The organism is Erwinia sp. 009765445 (assembly GCF_058137865.1).
The window spans coordinates 94,694-111,683 of the sequence record NZ_JBYUWC010000006.1; the positions used below are offsets into that span (position 1 = coordinate 94,694).

Annotated in this window: 18 protein-coding genes and 3 pseudogenes; 11 read left to right on the forward strand and 10 right to left on the reverse strand. The window is 50.5% G+C overall.

Going from position 1 to position 16,990, the window contains the following annotated elements:
* Positions 1 to 421: 421 nt before the first annotated feature.
* Complete coding sequence (locus AC3Y5R_RS07875; RefSeq protein ID WP_489920871.1) at positions 422 to 601, reverse strand: biofilm development regulator YmgB/AriR family protein; 180 nt, start codon at positions 599 to 601, stop codon at positions 422 to 424.
* 321 nt (positions 602 to 922) lie between these two features.
* A complete protein-coding gene (locus AC3Y5R_RS07880; protein WP_489920872.1) occupies positions 923 to 1,135 on the reverse strand; it encodes a hypothetical protein in 213 nt (70 codons plus the stop codon).
* 145 nt (positions 1,136 to 1,280) lie between these two features.
* On the opposite strand from AC3Y5R_RS07880, the pseudogene AC3Y5R_RS07885 reads away from it, so the two are divergent.
* The 4 genes and pseudogenes from AC3Y5R_RS07885 to AC3Y5R_RS07900 all read left to right on the forward strand — a co-directional run.
* Positions 1,281 to 1,637 (forward strand): annotated as a pseudogene (locus AC3Y5R_RS07885) (baseplate J/gp47 family protein); the annotation flags it as partial.
* 1,592 nt (positions 1,638 to 3,229) lie between these two features.
* A complete protein-coding gene (locus tag AC3Y5R_RS07890) occupies positions 3,230 to 3,370 on the forward strand; it encodes a hypothetical protein (protein WP_489920873.1) in 141 nt (46 codons plus the stop codon).
* Between the two features lie 412 nt (positions 3,371 to 3,782).
* Entirely contained in the window at positions 3,783 to 4,904 is a 1,122-nt protein-coding gene (locus AC3Y5R_RS07895; protein WP_489920874.1) for a ribosomal protein uL16 3-hydroxylase, read from the forward strand.
* Between the two features lie 93 nt (positions 4,905 to 4,997).
* Positions 4,998 to 5,219: a DUF2767 family protein gene (locus AC3Y5R_RS07900; RefSeq protein WP_158783799.1), complete on the forward strand. Its 222-nt coding sequence runs from the start codon at positions 4,998 to 5,000 to the stop codon at positions 5,217 to 5,219.
* Positions 5,220 to 5,309: 90 nt separating this feature from the next.
* Here AC3Y5R_RS07900 and AC3Y5R_RS07905 read toward each other — a convergent pair whose 3' ends face one another.
* A complete protein-coding gene (locus tag AC3Y5R_RS07905; RefSeq protein WP_157032633.1) occupies positions 5,310 to 5,408 on the reverse strand; it encodes a YoaK family small membrane protein in 99 nt (32 codons plus the stop codon).
* Positions 5,409 to 5,541: 133 nt separating this feature from the next.
* Here AC3Y5R_RS07905 and AC3Y5R_RS07910 point away from each other — a divergent pair, with 133 nt between their 5' ends.
* Entirely contained in the window at positions 5,542 to 5,883 is a 342-nt protein-coding gene (locus AC3Y5R_RS07910; protein WP_489920875.1) for a hypothetical protein, read from the forward strand.
* 19 nt (positions 5,884 to 5,902) lie between these two features.
* Here the strand turns inward: AC3Y5R_RS07910 and AC3Y5R_RS07915 are convergent, their stop codons facing one another.
* From AC3Y5R_RS07915 to AC3Y5R_RS07935, 5 genes and pseudogenes are all read right to left on the reverse strand, one after another.
* Positions 5,903 to 6,124 (reverse strand): hypothetical protein, encoded by a 222-nt coding sequence (locus tag AC3Y5R_RS07915; RefSeq protein WP_489920876.1) that lies wholly within the window; start codon positions 6,122 to 6,124, stop codon positions 5,903 to 5,905.
* Positions 6,125 to 6,220: 96 nt separating this feature from the next.
* The gene (locus AC3Y5R_RS07920; protein WP_489920877.1) at positions 6,221 to 6,508 is read right to left on the reverse strand and encodes a LysR family transcriptional regulator; all 288 of its coding nucleotides are present in this window, start codon (positions 6,506 to 6,508) and stop codon (positions 6,221 to 6,223) included.
* A 92-nt stretch (positions 6,509 to 6,600) separates the two neighbouring features.
* Positions 6,601 to 7,301, reverse strand: a pseudogene (locus AC3Y5R_RS07925) (DUF554 domain-containing protein).
* Between the two features lie 21 nt (positions 7,302 to 7,322).
* Positions 7,323 to 7,895: a UbiX family flavin prenyltransferase gene (locus tag AC3Y5R_RS07930; protein ID WP_489920878.1), complete on the reverse strand. Its 573-nt coding sequence runs from the start codon at positions 7,893 to 7,895 to the stop codon at positions 7,323 to 7,325.
* A 13-nt stretch (positions 7,896 to 7,908) separates the two neighbouring features.
* A pseudogene (locus tag AC3Y5R_RS07935) lies at positions 7,909 to 9,404 on the reverse strand (UbiD family decarboxylase).
* Positions 9,405 to 9,726: 322 nt separating this feature from the next.
* Between AC3Y5R_RS07935 and AC3Y5R_RS07940 the strand changes: the two are divergent.
* Both AC3Y5R_RS07940 and AC3Y5R_RS07945 read left to right on the forward strand, forming a co-directional pair.
* Entirely contained in the window at positions 9,727 to 10,053 is a 327-nt protein-coding gene (locus AC3Y5R_RS07940; protein WP_489920879.1) for a hypothetical protein, read from the forward strand.
* 82 nt (positions 10,054 to 10,135) lie between these two features.
* Positions 10,136 to 11,095, forward strand: coding sequence for a chemotaxis protein (locus tag AC3Y5R_RS07945; RefSeq protein ID WP_489920880.1), 960 nt, complete (start codon positions 10,136 to 10,138; stop codon positions 11,093 to 11,095).
* A 34-nt stretch (positions 11,096 to 11,129) separates the two neighbouring features.
* Here AC3Y5R_RS07945 and AC3Y5R_RS07950 read toward each other — a convergent pair whose 3' ends face one another.
* Together AC3Y5R_RS07950 and AC3Y5R_RS07955 are read right to left on the reverse strand one after the other, a co-directional pair.
* On the reverse strand, positions 11,130 to 11,288 hold the full coding sequence (locus AC3Y5R_RS07950; RefSeq protein ID WP_158783796.1) for a hypothetical protein: 159 nt from the start codon (positions 11,286 to 11,288) through the stop codon (positions 11,130 to 11,132).
* A 117-nt stretch (positions 11,289 to 11,405) separates the two neighbouring features.
* Positions 11,406 to 12,308: a DMT family transporter gene (locus AC3Y5R_RS07955; protein WP_489920881.1), complete on the reverse strand. Its 903-nt coding sequence runs from the start codon at positions 12,306 to 12,308 to the stop codon at positions 11,406 to 11,408.
* A 178-nt stretch (positions 12,309 to 12,486) separates the two neighbouring features.
* Between AC3Y5R_RS07955 and AC3Y5R_RS07960 the strand changes: the two genes are divergently transcribed.
* The 4 genes from AC3Y5R_RS07960 to AC3Y5R_RS07975 all read left to right on the forward strand — a co-directional run bounded on the left by AC3Y5R_RS07960 (position 12,487) and on the right by AC3Y5R_RS07975 (position 16,985).
* Positions 12,487 to 13,350, forward strand: a complete 864-nt coding sequence (locus AC3Y5R_RS07960) for a helix-turn-helix domain-containing protein (protein WP_489920882.1) — start codon at positions 12,487 to 12,489, stop codon at positions 13,348 to 13,350.
* Positions 13,351 to 13,505: 155 nt separating this feature from the next.
* A complete protein-coding gene (locus tag AC3Y5R_RS07965) occupies positions 13,506 to 14,000 on the forward strand; it encodes a DUF1198 family protein (RefSeq protein ID WP_489920883.1) in 495 nt (164 codons plus the stop codon).
* A 449-nt stretch (positions 14,001 to 14,449) separates the two neighbouring features.
* Positions 14,450 to 15,175, forward strand: coding sequence for a gluconate 2-dehydrogenase subunit 3 family protein (locus AC3Y5R_RS07970; RefSeq protein ID WP_489920884.1), 726 nt, complete (start codon positions 14,450 to 14,452; stop codon positions 15,173 to 15,175).
* 40 nt (positions 15,176 to 15,215) lie between these two features.
* Positions 15,216 to 16,985 carry a GMC family oxidoreductase gene (locus AC3Y5R_RS07975; protein ID WP_158783791.1) on the forward strand — a complete coding sequence of 590 codons (1,770 nt, stop codon included), beginning with the start codon at positions 15,216 to 15,218 and terminating at the stop codon, positions 16,983 to 16,985.
* Positions 16,986 to 16,990 lie beyond the last annotated feature (5 nt).

The following is a 16,990-nucleotide window of genomic DNA, read 5'->3' on the forward strand; positions in this document are numbered from 1 at the left end:
ATTGGTGATTTCTCAATACACACAAAGAGTTGCAATATGTCATGTCCACTCATTCCGAAAAGATTCATTGGGACATTTTACTCTGCGCAAAGGGCGCTCACACATGCCCGGCCCATGGGATACAGCTGCCACTTGTGCACACGTTGCTGCCGCTTGACAGACGAAAAATGATATTGTAGAAAATACTCACCTTCTGTTATCTGTTGTTAACCGAGAAAGTCCAATCCGTTGAATGGCGGAAGGTAGCCCCGATCATCATCCATCGGGGCTTTTTTTCTGCACAGCAGACAAGCAAATAGCCAGTCTGCAGGAATACATTCGCGCAATTGAGCCAAAGAATATTTCCAAAACTCAGTGAGGTATTCCTCCGGCGGAAGGGTTTATTGGTTGTGCAGCAAAAATCCCCATCCATGGGAATGGTTTATTTAACCAAATCATCCGGTGTGCGATGTACAACAATCTCTAACGTATTTCGATATACATCGAGCATTACGACATCACGCTCAGTCTCCAGACGCTCGAGGAGTTGCATGATAATTTTCTTGTTTGAAACCATGCCTTCACGAGCAGTCAATTCAGCGATGATTTCACCAATGACCATAGACTCGTCGTCCATGTTTTTGACTGAGCCATCAGGTAAGCTTCAATCTCAGCAGCAGTATTTGTTTGTTGTTCTTGCATGATGAATTCCTACCAAAAGTATAAATATGTGTAGTTTCAAAGTGGTAACCATGTATAGAACTCAAAAAACTATACAAAAAAAGTCCTCTGAAAGTAGAGGTCAGCTTTCCTTTCAGAGGCGTCCCATCTGGGATTTGTTACCTGGTTCAAATAACTCCGAACTAAACTTATACAATAAAACAAAACCTGTACAATATTTTTTTGATCAAAAAGTGCTGTTAATGTTGCATCTTAAGTGTAACTAATAAATTTGAAGTTTCATGCCAGCTTGTTCAAGAGAAAGCCCAACAGAACAATAAGCAAAATAAAAAGCGATTAGCGGCAGGATTATCAGAAGCAAGGATATCCAAAAAGGTGAGTCGCTATATTTGAGAAGTTGCTGCATATGATAAAAAAATGCTGCAAAAGATAATGCACTAAAAATCAGTGCCATAGATGCCGTAAACAGGATCATATCCTTATATCCTAAACCGGTGAGATAGGCCTCGATAATATCAATTAACCCTGAAATCAAGCAAGGAGCCGCATGTTGATAATCCCCCCTGAAATATCAACTATCTGCGCGGGTATATCCTGTGATGATTTATTGAGCAATCTGAATGGCTGACAGCGGCTTTAACCGTCCAACCCTTTCGCAGTTAATTACCACGATCCGCAGCGATATAAAGACCCGCCTTGCCGCCGACAATACGCTGGCCGCACTGCGCCGCACAGACGTCGAAGTCTACGGGCGCGTACAGGCAGCAGCGGTTCACACGGTTTACGGGTATATCGATTATCTGGCGCTAAATTTGCTGCCGGACCTGGCAGAAGAGGACTGGTTGACGCCGCACGGATATATGAAACGTGCACCGTGTAAAGCGGCCACACCGGCGTCGGGGTTTGTGCGCTGGGACCTATCGACCAGCGACATCGTTGTGCCTGCAGGCGTGACAATCCAGCGTGACGAACTGGTACCTGATGATTAGCGTGGTGGTTAACTATAGGAAAGAGCCGGTTTACGAAAATCGGATGAACTACATCACTTTCAGTGACAGCTGACACATTAAAAAATCCCGCGTTACACGGGCATGAATTTGTACAAGGGGGGATTGGGAAATCCAATGTCAGCGCTTTGCTGAGCAGCAACCATACAGATAACTGCATAGATTTATACATATCTTTTACAGTCGTTGCATTTAAAGCACAACAGGTATCTCAGACACAAAAAAACCGGCCTTAGGGCTGGTTAAAAACAGTTTGCAAATAAGCTCAATCGGTTTCCCTGGTGCTGACTTGTGCCAGGCGAAGCACATTCAGTCGCCATCTAATGTTGAATGTATCGGTCACTCCTGAAAAAACTTAAAAAAAACCCGCCTCCGGTGCAGGGGCGGGAAAAAGTCATTAAAGTTATTTTCACCTTACCAGTTTGACACAGGAATGGGTGTCATTTTCAGATTAGACGAACTAATGTTTTTTGCAAGTTATCAGCAAAAAAATGCCAGTGCATGAGAGGGGCGCCGGCATAAGTAGAGGTATACAAGAGTGTTGCTTTCAACGTTTGGACTATGGCATCAGTTGGCATAAAAAAACAACAATCAGTGAGGCATGTGGTCTGAAGATATCTTCTGGCGTGATAAAAAAAGCCCGCACATGGCGGGCAGAGATGAGGCTGTGTGTCTTTTTATCCCTTCAACTTTGTGGTGAAGGTACATATTAATAACGGCAGCGTAGCGGGAAACTTAAGCGACAGGCACAAAAAACTATCGCGGTGGTCGCCCGCTATGAAGCCTCCCTGCTGAACACTCCATTTATAACCAGCCCTGATGCTGATTTGTAGTGCGCTACTCTGAGATCATTTAAGGATTACGACACCAGGAACAATGAGTGACATGACTTCTAACAGAATTGGGGCGATTAAAATTCGCATATTGGTTTCTGTGTGACTGTTATCCTTGTCTGCACACATTCTCTGTGGAAATATCCCACCGAAATCCCCTGGTGTGGGTACGTTATCATTTACCCTGGTACAGCCCTGAAGAAAAATGTGAAGCATAAAATCGGTAACTTCTGGCAGAATTTTCCATAGGTGCGTTCGAAAACTAAGAGCTGATTCGACCTGTCCTGACGCAGAGGCTTACCACCATGGCAGTGGGCTTAGACCCATAATAGTTAACATGAATATCACTGCAAGGGATGTTATAACAAGAGGGAAGATGATCTTTTTCATAACGTGCCAGATAATCATAAAGTTAAGGATGTATCACAGCGGATGAATCATAGATGTCCATAACAACAGACTTGCCATGAAAGCCCACAATGTGGGCCATGCTGGGTGACCATCGGACTTGCTGTATGCAGATTAAGACTACAATAATTACTGGCGCTATTGTTTAGGATGTTTCCTAATGAGTGTTAAAACTCATTAACAGCCACATATCAGTTTCATCAAACATTTATTCAATCACCTCTCCATACCCTGTGTGGACTGACCCCACCCCAGTAGACGATCCTGCCCTATAGTTGGACTGATGGTGTAAAGCAGATCACCAGTCCTGAACTGACTGCTATGAAGACGGATGACGGGACGGAAGTGATGGCAGGCAAACAGAAAGATCTGACTTTCGTGAAGCTGAAGAACAGCTATGTGATTCGCAATGCTCATGAAGGCTACGTTTATGCTGGCTGCAAACCCGCAGCGAATGAATAAACCTTTTCGCAAATAGTAACCAGCCCGCAGATGCGGGCTTTTTAATGGCGAGAATCTGGTAATAAGAGTGTGTTCTGTTCAGAACTTTACTAAACGACGCTTTCTGCTTCTTAACTATATGAAGGCATACTGAATATGAGGGAACATATAAATTTCATGTGGCGAATTAATTACGACATGTCATTGCCGGGCAAGGACGGAGGCTGTAGTAAGTAGCTTAAGTTTATTCAACTAATTAACTTGAATCAGTAAAGGAATAATATTACCTTAATTTCATCATTAATTAATGCCGGTCTTACTATAAAGAAGTTAAACCGATCCGATTATCTGTTCAGCACTTGACCTTTAACAAGGCAAGCCGGGTGGCACAGGCTGATAATCACGCCCTCTCTTTCCTGACTGGTGCGAACGTATGGCATATCAACTGAACCTGAACTGGCCCGAGTTCCTTGAAAGATACTGGCAAAAACAACCCGTTGTGTTGAAAAAGGCCTTCCCTGATTTTGTCGATCCCATCAGTCCGGACGAGCTGGCCGGGCTGGCGATGGAACCCGAGGTGGACAGCCGCCTGGTGACCCATTTCGGCGGCGAATGGCAGGCCAGTAACGGCCCCTTTGAGCATTTCGACGGTCTGGGTGAAACCGGCTGGTCGCTGCTGGCGCAGGCGGTTAACCACTGGCACGAGCCGTCTGCAGAGCTGGTGCGCCCGTTCCGCGTGTTGCCGGACTGGCGGCTGGACGATCTGATGATCTCGTTTTCCGTACCGGGCGGCGGCGTCGGGCCACACATTGATAATTACGATGTGTTCATCATTCAGGGAATGGGTAGCCGCCGCTGGCGTGTGGGGGACGCAATCCCTATGCGTCAGTTCTGCCCGCATCCGGCATTGCTGCACGTCGATCCGTTTACGCCAATCATTGATGAAGACCTGGAACCCGGCGACATTCTGTATATTCCACCAGGGTTTCCGCACGATGGTTTTACTCATGAAACCGCGCTTAACTATTCCGTTGGCTTCCGTGGCCCCAATGGGCGCGAGCTGATCAGCAGCTTTGCCGACTACGCGCTGGAAAACGATCTGGGCGGCGAGCACTATAGCGACCCGGATTTAACCTGCCGCGCGCATCCGGGCAAAGTAGAAGCACACGAGCTTGAACGTGTGCGAAGCATGATGACTGAAATGCTTAATCAGCCGGAGAGCTTTAATCAGTGGTTTGGCAGCTTTGCCACTACGCCCCGCCATGAGCTGGATATCGCTCCGGCGGAACCACCGTATTCGCCGGAGGAAGTCAGGGATGCGTTGATGGACGGTGAAATGTTGATCCGCCTGAGTGGGCTGCGCGTGCTGAATATTGACGGCAGCTTCTTTATTAACAGTGAGCCTTTAGACACCGTGGATCCCCACGCTGCCGATCGGCTGTGTCGCTTTACCGAACTCGGCCAGCAGGAGCTGGGCAATGGGCTGCAAAATCCGGAGTTTGTGGCTGAGCTGACCGGGCTGATCAATCAGGGTTACTGGTATTTTGAAGACTGACCCGGATTTGAAACTTCATCATAACGTTCTAAGCTGGATCTTGATGTCAGGCAAAATGCACTGTTTTCTGGTGTGGAATGAGGATGATTCGGGATGAAACGCGATATCTTAAGCGAAGAGTACTATGACGAAGTCTGTCGGGTAGTGGGAGATGCGGTGATTGTGCTGGCTGAGGCGGGATATGACACGCGCCGTGAAGCGCTGGCCGATCTGCTGAAGAAGACCCGCAATGAGCGTCATGATGCGGACAGGGATGAACAGAAGGTGCTGGAGCATGCCATCAGACTGGTGAAGCCCAGTCAGGGGCCGGTCTGAACCAGCCGGGCAGGACGCTTTCCGCTCTAATCTGCCAGGTGAGAATGGCGCTGGCGGTGTGAAAGGGCCATTCTCACTGGCAGACGCGGCTCAGGCACCCGGCATCCAGGCGCCGCTGGCGATAAACCAGACCAGCAGCGCAACGCCAGCAATACCGACAGCCGCCGGAAATAAATAGCCAATTTTCATATGCTGCTCCTGCTGTTAAGGGGGATCTGCTGCTACCGGGGGTAGCGACCGTCAGTCATCATAAAGAAAACCGCGACTAAAGCCACCATAACCTGTTACCTTTCGGCAGTCATTTTATTGCAGGACATTGAAAATGTTCAAACAAGCTACTGTAGCTTTGTTCATGCTGATGTTTACCTCTTCAGCGCTGGCCGCTGTGCAGTGCGGCCCTTTTACCATCAAGCCTGAACCCCATGGCGGGTTTTATATTAACAATGCCAAAGCTGAGCGGGTGAAAACCACTTTTACCGGTAAAAAAGGTGATACCGACAATGTCCGCTATCACTGGATCGTGAAGAATACCCGTGCGCCAGGCAAACTGGCAATGACGCAGACCAATGCTCACGGCAAGGCAACATTGCAGGTGGAGGTTGTCCGTACCAGCAGCCAGCAGATCCGCCTTTCGGGCGATTATGACTGTGTCAAAGCAGATTAAAGTAAAATTCAGTACTTCCTCATTGCTCTGGCAGAAAAGTATCCTTCTCCGTATGCAGCGTGACGATTGCCGGGCAGAACAGCTTCACCTGCTGTTCGATAGCGAAAATACGATAATCTCTGCTGCCACTTTCCGCCACTTCTGACTCAGGCATGATTGAGGCACCAGCCAGTCCTGCACGAAACATCTCAATGATCAGGCGGGGTTCGGAAACCTTCATGATGATATTGACGTTTTTCACTGCGCTGTACAGGCGGTTCAGCAGGATCTCGTAAGTGCCTCCACCCGATGCACCAGAACCAGCGGCAAACCGGCCAGATCGGCAAACGACAGCACGTCATTGGGTAGCGTGGCGGCTAATTCTGCGAAGCGATATCGATGGTCTGACGGGTGACGCTGTTAACCTGGCAAAGGATTTCGCAGGATTTGCGATATAAAATACGCCGGTTTCGGTAAGTACCATCTGCTTGCTGGTGCGGATAAACAGCGGCGAACCGATCTCCCCTTCCAGCTCCTGCAATCGCTTTCCTAACGGTGGCTGGGCGATGTTCAGCAACCTGGCCGCTTTACTGATCGAGCCCTGTCCGGCAATTGCGCAAAAATAGCGCATTCTTTTCAGGTCCATTTTTATCCACTTTTGCCACAGCGCTGGCGCTGTTATAAAAACCTGTAGTGAAAAACAAAAACCACCTCCTGAAGAGGTGGCCTGATTTTACATTAGTGGATAAATAAACTCCAGTAATGGGATAATGGCATCACCAGTATCAGTCCCGGCAATAAATTTCCAACCGAAAGTGATTTAATTCCACTGATGCGGAATCCGGCAGCCAGCATGATAAATCCGCCTGCTGCGGTGAAATCCGCCATCATCTCTGCATTGGTGTGCGGTAAAATAAAAACGGCTGCCGAAGCAATAATAAACTGGACAATCCATTGAGGGATAAATATTAATGCAACCGCATAACCCAGCACGGTGGAAAATATTGCCGCAGTGAACAGATCCATAATTGCTTTAACAAATAAGATATTGGGATCGTGCGTCATGCCTTCGGTCATTGCCCCGATAATCCCGGTGCCGCTGGCGCAAAACAGCACCAGTATCGCCACAAATTTCTCGGTAAAGACCGTTGGCTCTATCCCGCCCTTGCGGCGATACCCCGCGCCATATTGCCCAGTTTGCCAATATATTTTTCCAGATAAAGCAGCTCGCCAATTGCTGCCCCCAGGATCATCGACAAAATCACCACCGGCATGCTGTGGATCTTCACCAGTAGCACCACACCCAGCGCCATGGAAGAGAGGCCAAAGGTCAGAGGCAGCGCCACACGTAATCTTTCCGGCATTTTCACGCCGAGAAAGCCCCCGATCAGCCCGCCGAGAATAATGGCGCAGCTGTTCACAATGGGTCCGATTAACATCTCATTCTCCCGATCGATAAATTAATGATTCCCTTCGCCCCAGCGCTGAATTTTTATACCCTGCAGGTCAAACAAATCCAGGGCGCGTGCAACACTGTAATGCACTATCTCGTCCACGCTGGTGGGCTGGTGATACAAAGCCGGTACCGGTGGGAAGATAATCCCGCCCATTTCGGTGACAAGCTGCATATTTTTAAGGTGCGAAAGGTTTAATGGGGTTTCCCGGACCATCAATACCAGCCTGCGCCGCTCTTTTAACACCACATCGGCTGCGCGGGTCAATAAGGTATTACTCAGTCCATGGGCTATCGAGCCCAGCGTGTTCATCGAGCAGGGCGCAATAATCATGCCGTCGGTCCGGAAGGACCCGCTGGAAATCGCCGCGCCCAGATCGTTAACGGAGTGGACCACGCTGGCCAGTTCGACAACCTGATGTCGTTCGATTTCGGTTTCCAGACTTCGGGTCAGCTCTGCACCTTTGCTGATCACCAGATGTACCTCAATATCCAGCTCGTTCAGCAGGGTCAGAGCCTTCATCCCGTACTGGAAACCTGACGCGCCGCTGATGCCGACAATAATGCGCCTTCTGCTCATGCTGCTATCCCAGTTATTCAAAGTCAGGTAGGAATTTCTTCACGTCGACTTCTTTAAATTTTGAGCGCTGGAAATGCGCCTTCAGATGGAAGGGCACCGTGCAGTCAAAAATGGTTTTACAGGACATGCCTTCCTGCAGAATGCCCGGGCTGTAGGCCGGCGTTTGTGAAGGATCGAGAGGATGGCAGCGAACACCGGCGATAAAGGCCGTGTCCACATCCCCCTGATACCGGGTCTGCATGGCCCACAGCACGTCGTCGATATCGAAAATATCCACATCCTCATCCACCAGGATCACGTGCTTCAGTTCCGAGAAGGCGGCAAAGGCCAGCAGGGCAGCCTGACGCTGACGGCCTTCATCCACCGCAGCGGATTTTTTAAACTGGATGACGGCCAGCAGTTTGCCGCCGCCGGAGGTATGGGCATTGACGTTAAGCACACGTCCCGGCATCGCTTTTTCCACCATATCCAGAATGCTGGCTTCGGTGGGGATACCCGCCATGCTGACATGTTCGCCACTCGGGCCAAGCGTGGTTTGCAGGATCGGGTTTTTACGGTGGGTAACTGCTTTGACTTTAATCACAGGCAGGGCGGCTTTCGCTTCCCGGTATAGCCCGGGAATTCTGGCATTGCCTTGCCGGTGTTGGTGTTCTGATCTTCACGAACGCGCACGTTTGGCAGCAGCTCACCTTCAATGACAATTTCGGCGTTGGCGATCGCTTTTTCATTGATGGAAATGCAGGGTGTCAGCTCAATGGCCTGGCCACGTAATGCACCGGCGATGCTGAGTTCATTGAAGCCGAGCAGGGTGGTTGGGGGTTCAAAGCAGGCAGCAATCTCAATCGCCGGATCCACCCCGATGCTGATGGAGATTGGCAGAGGTTTGCCCATTTTCTCCGCTTTTTCGCGGAAAGCGTCGATATGGCGACCGGGTGTTAACCACATTGAGAGCTCATCGCGGCTCTGAATGCACAGGCGGTGGATAGTGATGTCCGACTCATGCGTTTCTGGATCGGAGGCATAACACAGTCCCATGGTGAAATAAGGTCCGGCATCCTCTTCCGTATTCGTCGGTGCGGGAAGCAGGGTGCGCAGGTCAAAATCCGGGTCTCCGGCACGCCAGGTCACCTGCTGACATTCAGCCTGATCTCGAGCGATCACCACCGGATCCACGGCGTTTTTAACCGACTCTTTCAGCAGGAAGCCCAGTCTTTCCGGCGGGCAGTTTAATAAGCGGCCGACACGTTCTCTGGTGGACATCAGGCCGGTGACCACACGCACGTCCGGAAAACCTTTGATGGTATTAAACATCATCGCCGGGCCTTTGCGTGTCGGGCGTTCACAGGTTCCGCCTGCGCCAACATAGCGATAAACACCGGATAATTCCGCATGGGGATCCACTTCTATATCCGTACTGACCATTTCGCCTGGCAGACTTTCTAAAAAGGCAATGGCTGAACGAAGGTCGTGAATATTTTGCTTATTCCTGTTCGCTTTTTTGTCAGACATAATCGATTCCATTTTTCCTGAAGGGAAGAAGTAAAGACTTGAATGGAATATATTCCTGATAATTAAATTTAAATAATACCTTTTAAATTTAACACCTAAACTTTTTTGGTATATAAATAAAATAACGACTTTATTTAAATTAAAGAAGACACGTCATTAATACTTTGTCGTTATAATTATCTCTTCCACATCTGAAATTGCACTATTGTAACGGTACTTCAACGGGATCGCGTTTATCATTGCTGGTTGAAACGCGATTAATTATCAGCAGCTATACTCGCATGGGAAGATTAAGCAGGATGACTGAAGGTAAGGAAGTAAAATGAAATACAAAGTGTTCTCACTGGCCGGACTGGCGTTGATCGTTCTGGCATCCTGGCTGGTGCTGCCGGGCGCTCTGCAAAGGATCAACCACAGCGAAGCGGTCGACCGCTATGTTGCCAGACCGGATTCAGCCTTCGCGGTTTTTACCGGCTGTAAAAAGCAGGTGGATGATGCAAACGACTGTTACAACGCCTACAGTGCCGCCGTTGCGCTGTCGGAATCGAAAGATTGTGGTGTCGCGAGGCGCTTCAAAACGCTGGTTGAGCACAACAGGCCGGAGATCATTGAGCAGGAGCTGGCGAAGGTCTGTACCCCAGAGAAATAATGCTTTCACCTCTGTACTTTTTTTCTGCGCTGCCGATATACAGATGAAGCGTGTAAAACCAGTATTTAACCCAGAGGTAGAGATGGATAATTTTCAAAAAGAGATTGATGAGAGAGCGAATCTCGCGTTATCCAATAAGTTTGAACTCCTTCTATTTCGTTTAGGATCAGAGAGTAACGAAACCAAACCAGAATTGTTCGGTATCAACGTGTTTAAACTGCGTGAAATTGTGCCGATGCCGACCATCACTAAAGCCGCCGGCATGAAATCTCCGTTGCTGGGGATGGCCAATATTCGCGGGCAATTTATCCCGGTTATCGACCTGCCAGCCGTAACCGGTTGCACCCCGGAAACCGGACTGAACCTGCTGCTGGTCACTGAATATGCCCGCAGTACTCAGGCGTTTGCCGTGGAGTCGGTTGAGGATATCGTGCGTCTGGACTGGAGCCAGATCCATACTGCGGAAGCGGGCGTCAGCAGCCGCAATATCACCAGCATTGCCTGCCTGGACACCAAAACCAATAGCATGGCGCTGGTGCTCGATGTTGAGCAGATCCTCAATGATGTGATCCCTTCCGTACGTGAAGTGAAGGACGGCGACATTGAGATGAAGGCCTTTAACATCCGGCCGGGTGCGGTGGCGATTGTGGCGGAAGATTCCAAAGTTGCCCGTCAGATGCTGGAGCAGGGCCTGAAAGTGATGGGCATTCCGGCGCTGATGCATGTAACCGGCCTGGAAGCCTGGGAAAAAATCAAGCAGATGGAGCAGCAGGCCGTCGCCGAAGGCACATCGATTCATGACAAGATTGCCATGGTGCTCACGGACCTGGAAATGCCGGAAATGGATGGCTTTACCCTGACGCGCAATATCAAAACCGACCAGCGGTTCCGTGATATTCCGGTGGTGATCCACTCCTCGTTGTCCGGCAGTGCCAACGAAGATCACGTACGCAAAGTGGGCGCTAACGGCTATGTGGCGAAGTTTGAAATCAACGAACTCTCCGCAGTGATCCATAAGGTGCTGGACGAAGCACCCCACTGATGCAAAAAACCCAGCGACGGCTGGGTTTCTTTTTTCAGCTGATGGAGTAACCCACCACGCCGTTAATCACGGCCGTCAGCATAAAGCCAAGCCCTAGCGGCAGAAATACCTGGTTGCGTTGACGGATCCCCAGAAACAGGAACACCACGGCCAGAACAAAGAACGGGATAGCGATAATGTAATTGGTGGACATGAACTCTCCTTGTATGTCGTCACGAGATCTGAAACCAATCTCACCCGCATAATATAGTGTTCCTGATTAGCAATATACAGTAACGCTAATTATCCCGTCCTGCGTGGGCGGCTCCGTTCAGGAAGAAGCGGCGCTGCGGCGCAGGCTGAACATCCCCGGCTTTGAGAACATCACCAGATTACCCAGCAAAATCAGGACCAGCCCAATCACCGCGTTGATATGCCAGACATAGCCTTCGTACAGGGTGGAAAGCATCAGCGCAACCAGCGGAAACAACAGGGTGCTGTAGGCAGCCTGACTGGCGCCAATTCTGCCCACCAGGGTGAAGTAAGCTCCAAAAGCGATCACCGATCCAAAGATGGCGAGGTACAGCAGCGAGCCGAGATAGTGCACCGACAGATCGGGCATAAAATGGTCGCCATTGAACAGGCTGATGGCCGCCATCACCAGTGCGCCATAAAACATCGCATAAGTGTTGGTGGACATCGTTTCCAGCCCACGTTGCTGGTGGCGGGTACTGATCATATTGCCCAGCGAAAAGCCGAAGGTGCCCAGCGCGCTCAACCCAATGCCCAGCAGCAGTGAGGGCGCTAACTGAGTGGCTACCAGATCGTGCCAGAACAGCGCCACAATGCCGGTCAGACCCAGCGCCGCAGCGGGCAGCAGGTTGGGATGAGGGCGCTGGCGGAAGAACAGCATGCTGTTCACGGCGTTATACAGCACAGCCATTGAGAAAATCACCGACTCCAGCCCGCTACTGATCCACGCGGCGGCATGATAAAAGCAGACAAAATTGAAGCCGAACACGCAGCAGCCCTGCAGCAGGCAGAACAGATGGTCGCGCAGGCTGATTTTACGCAGGCGTCCCATTATCCCCAGTACAATAAGCATCGCCACGGCGGCCACCAGGAAGCGCCAGAAGATTGAGACGGTGACTGACACCACTCCCTGCTGCATAAAAATGGCAATCCAGGTGGTTCCCCAGATCACCACCACCAGAAGATATAACACTGCATTCATTGTTCACCTCAGCTCAGTCTGTTTGCGTCAGTGTCCCTTTTTACGGCTGATGCGGCTTCCACCTGATTGCGGTGACTTGCATAATCTTGCGGTTTTTTGCCTGCCCGTACCGGGAAAGGCTGGTTTCTCGCGGCATTGCTCCTTAAAATAGTGCTCTGAATCACAGCAGCAGGTCGCCATGAACAAATCCTATCAGGCATTTGAAAACCTCCAACAGCACCGCGCGCGCCTGCAGGGCAGCGTGCAGCTTGGTTCGGGTATTCAGCTGGCGGCCTGGCGGAATGATTTTGACTGTGTCACCCAGCGCAGCGATCACCACACGCTGAGCCTGTATGTTGAAGCAGGCTTCAATACCTGGCATAAAACGCAGGCGGGGTGGCAGGACGGCGGCGGTCCGGATCGCTTTTGCCTGATGCCGGAAAACAGCGAGTCTACCTGGGATATCCGTTCCGAATTCTCCTTTGTTCATCTCTACTGTACTGATGAACACCTGCGCCATCTGGCCGAGCAGATCTGGGATAAAAGCCCGGCGGCCATTTCGCTTGATGAAATGATCTTCAGTGAAGACCCGCGGATCACCCAGCTCTACCGTCACTTTCTGCTCAGCTGTGACTGGCAGCAAAATGCCAATCACCTGACGCTGAGCAGCGCCTCAACCCTTCTGATGACCCACCTGCTGCAGCACTACAGTCAACTGCTATGGAAACTGCCTGCGGTGCGTGGCGGTCTGGCCCCGACGGTACTGCGTAACGTGATGGCTTACATTGAAGAGAACCTGGCGGCTTCGCTGACGCTGGGTGAGCTGGCGAACCAGGCCGCCCTGAGCGAATTCCATTTTGCCCGCATGTTCAAGCAGTCCATGAAGCTGGCTCCGGATCAGTATGTGATGCAGCGGAGAATGGCGAAAGCCGAGCTGCTACTGCGGCACAGCAAGCTGTCGCTGACCAAGATCGCTCTGCAGTGTGGCTTCAACTCGTCCAGCCATTTCAGCCACCGTTTTAAAAGCCTGCACGGGATGATGCCTTCAGCCCTGCGGCGCTGAGGTAACGGAGCCGCCTGCCATCAATTTGTTGCTGCAATATGTCGATAAAAGTGAATTATTTAAACACGTTTGCGTGACATGTTTCTGTCATCAACATATTCTGTCGACCATTCTCTTTCTGCCTGCCATAGCGCGGTAATCTCACAGGACGGTTAATGATCTGGTTGATGCTCGTGACCCTGGTTGTGGTTTTTTTCATTGGTTTTCGCGTGCTTAACTCGCAGGCGCGTCGTGCCTCACGGGCTTTAACGAAGCGGCTGAACCTGGACCCGGTCTACGTGGAATCACTGATCAGCCTGATGGGGCGCACCGCAGGCGAGGAGTTTGTCGCTTATCTGTCCAGAGATAACGAGGCGCACCTGAGCAATGCTGCCAGCGTGTTATTGATTTATCAGGTGTTTATCGTTGATGAATCAGAAGAGAGCCTGACTTTCTGGCGCGGCGTGCTGCGCAAAGCTTACTTCCCGACCGAAATCTCCAGCGAGCATGTTCGCCTGGCGCTGGTCTTTTTACGCGAGCTGGAACCTGATGCGCAGGAAATGCATGCTTTTCGCCTGCGCTATAATACCCGCTTTTCTCCCGCTGAAGCTATTTCCCCTGCTGAAGTCAGCAATGTCTATTCGATTCATTCCCGGATCAACCGACACTGATTTTTTAACAACTTAATTTCTTTCCGGAATGCTTTAAACCCCTTACTGATTTTTTTTAAGCTCAGATTGCCTGGAAAATCGTCATTGTATTAAATTTGTTAAATTAATGTGCTTTTAAAGTAAAATTAATAAAATTGACCTCAGACGACTTTTTCCCATTTATTCAGTGTGGGCATTGTCACGCTGGTGAATTATAACCGGATAAATAACGGGTAAATTGGCCCTGAATCAGCATAAAAACAGGGGAGATCTGCCTTTCATCGTTGTTACAGGCATTTAAAATTTTTTAAGCACTTTTTAAAAATATGAGCATGACTTAACTATAAACAAATAGAATTTAATGTTTACATTTTGTAACGTGTGTATCCATAAAATTACGTAAAGATTCGTCGATAACGATACTTATTAACTCAAATTACATTTTATTAGCATGTGAGAGTCGTAATGTTATGCTCCTTCAAAAAGAAACTACCCGCCGAAAGTTTTTATTAGGATCGCTGTTGGCATTACCGCTGACCGATATCGTGTTTAAGGGATTAACAGCAGCTCAGGCTGCTGAAATGGCCGCTCCAGAGCTGGTCGATTATAAACCCATCTTTTTTTCCGCGAATGAATGGCAATTTATCATGGCCGCCTGCGATCGTCTGATCCCTGCAGGGGGCAAAGGTAAAGCGCCCGGTGCGTTAGAGACCAACGTGCCGATTTTCATCGATCAGCAAATGCACGGCGACTTCGGCGAAGAGATCTACATGCAGGGGCCGTTTAACGTTAACGCTCCGGCCACAATGGGTTATCAGATCCCGTTCCGTCCGCAGCAAATCTACAAAACCGGTATCAAGCTGATCGAAGGCTGGTGCCAGACTAACCATCAAAAATCGTTCCATGAACTCACAGATGCGGACAAAGATGCCGTGCTGACTCAGGTTCAGAAGAACACCATTAACTTCAGTGAATTGGGTGAAGGTTCTCTGAAAGCGTCGCAGTTCTTCAGCGAGCTGCTCTCGGATACCAAGCATGGTTATCTCGCCGATCCGATGTACGGCGGTAACAAGGGGATGAAGGCGTGGATCGCCATCGGCTTCCCTGGCGCGCGTGCCAGCTACACCGAATGGGTGAAGCAGCACAACATTCCGTACCCGTTGGGTCCGGTAAGCATCAAGGGCGAACGCGCCTGAGTGAGCTTTTTCCCTTTTCTGAAGAGTGGCAGGATTTAAGATGGCAACTGTAAATAAAGAAGAAGTCGACGTTGTAGTCGTCGGCCTGGGCTGGGCTGGCTCGCTGATGAGCATTGAGCTGGCAATGGCCGGACTGAAAGTGCGCGCGCTGGAGCGTGGTGCTGACCGTTCTTATGAAGATTTCGCCTATCCGAAACCGGCGGATGAGTACGCTTATGGCGTGCGTAACAAAGTGATGGCAACCCCGGCAGAAGCTGCAGTCACTGTGCGCTACAACATGAGCCAGACCGCGCTCCCAACCCGTAAATGGGGCGCATTTGCGCCAGGTACCGGTGTTGGTGGTTCAGGTCTGCACTGGACGGCGGTATTGATCCGTCCGACGCCTACCGACCTGAAGCTGAAAACCTATGCGGATCAGGCTTATAAACCTGGGATCCTGCAGGAAGATATGCGCATCATGGACTTCCCGTTCACATGGGATGAAATTGAGCCGTATTACACCAAATTTGAGCACATCTGCGGCCAGTCCGGTACCACCGGTAACCTGCGTGGGCAGATTCTGGAAGGGGGCGATCCGTTCGAAGGGCCTCGTTCCGAGCCGTACCCCTTGCCAGCACTGGAGGATACGCTGAATACCACCATGTTCGCGGCCGCAGTGAAGAAACTGGGCTACCATCCGTTCCCGAACCCTTCAGCTTGCGTGTCCCGTGCCTGGACTAACCCTTACGGCAACCAGATCGCACCCTGCAACTACTGTGGTTACTGCAGTAAATATCCGTGCCTCAACTACTCCAAAGCCTCGCCGCAGACTGCGGTGATGGACGCACTAAAGCGTATGGATAACTTCTCATATGAAGTGCATGCCAACGTAATGAAAGTGGTGCTGCACGACGACAAGAAAACCGCGAAAGGTGTGATCTACATCGATGGGCAGGGCAACGAGTGCTTCCAGCCAGCGAAAATCGTGGTGCTGAGCAGCTTCCAGTTCTGTAACGTCCGTCTGATGCTGCTGTCCGGTATCGGCAAACCTTACAACCCAATCACCGAAGAAGGTGTGGTGGGGCGTAACTATGCCTTCCTGAGTAACGGCGGCTCCACGCTGTTCTTCAAGGACAAAAACTTCAACCCGTTTGCCACCGCTGGTGCGACCGGACAGATGTTTAATGACATCTCTCCGGGCAACTTTGATGGTCCATCACTCGGCTTTATCGGTGGGGCAAAAATCCACAGTTCTCAGGCGACCGGTACGCCAATCGCCACCGCGCTGCCAAAAGGCACGCCGGGCTGGGGAGCGGGCTGGAAAGAGGGAATGGAAGAGTGGTACGGCCATTCGATGAAAATCAGCATCACCACCACCTGCCAGTCCTATCGCGATATCTATCTTGACCTCGACCCGAACTACAAAGATGAGTACGGCTACCCGCTGCTGCGCATGACCTTCGACTGGAAACAGAACGAACTTAAGCTGCAGCAGTATCTGAAGGGCATCGTAGGCAATATCACCAAAGAGCTGAATCCGGACAGCTACAGCGAAAGCTTCCTGCCGATGGACGCGCACTTTGACCTGACCAAATATGTGTCGACCCATAACGTGGGCGGCGCGGTGATGGGCGATAACCCGAAAACTTCAGCGCTGAATAAGTACCTGCAGAGCTGGGATGTACATAACGTCTTTGTGCCGGGCGGTAATGCGTTCCCGCAGAACTTCCAGGCGAACCCGACCGACACTATTGGCGCACTGTCGCTGATGGCAGCGACGGCAATCAAAGATATGTATCTGAAAAATCCCGGCCCACTGGTACAGGCATAAGCGAT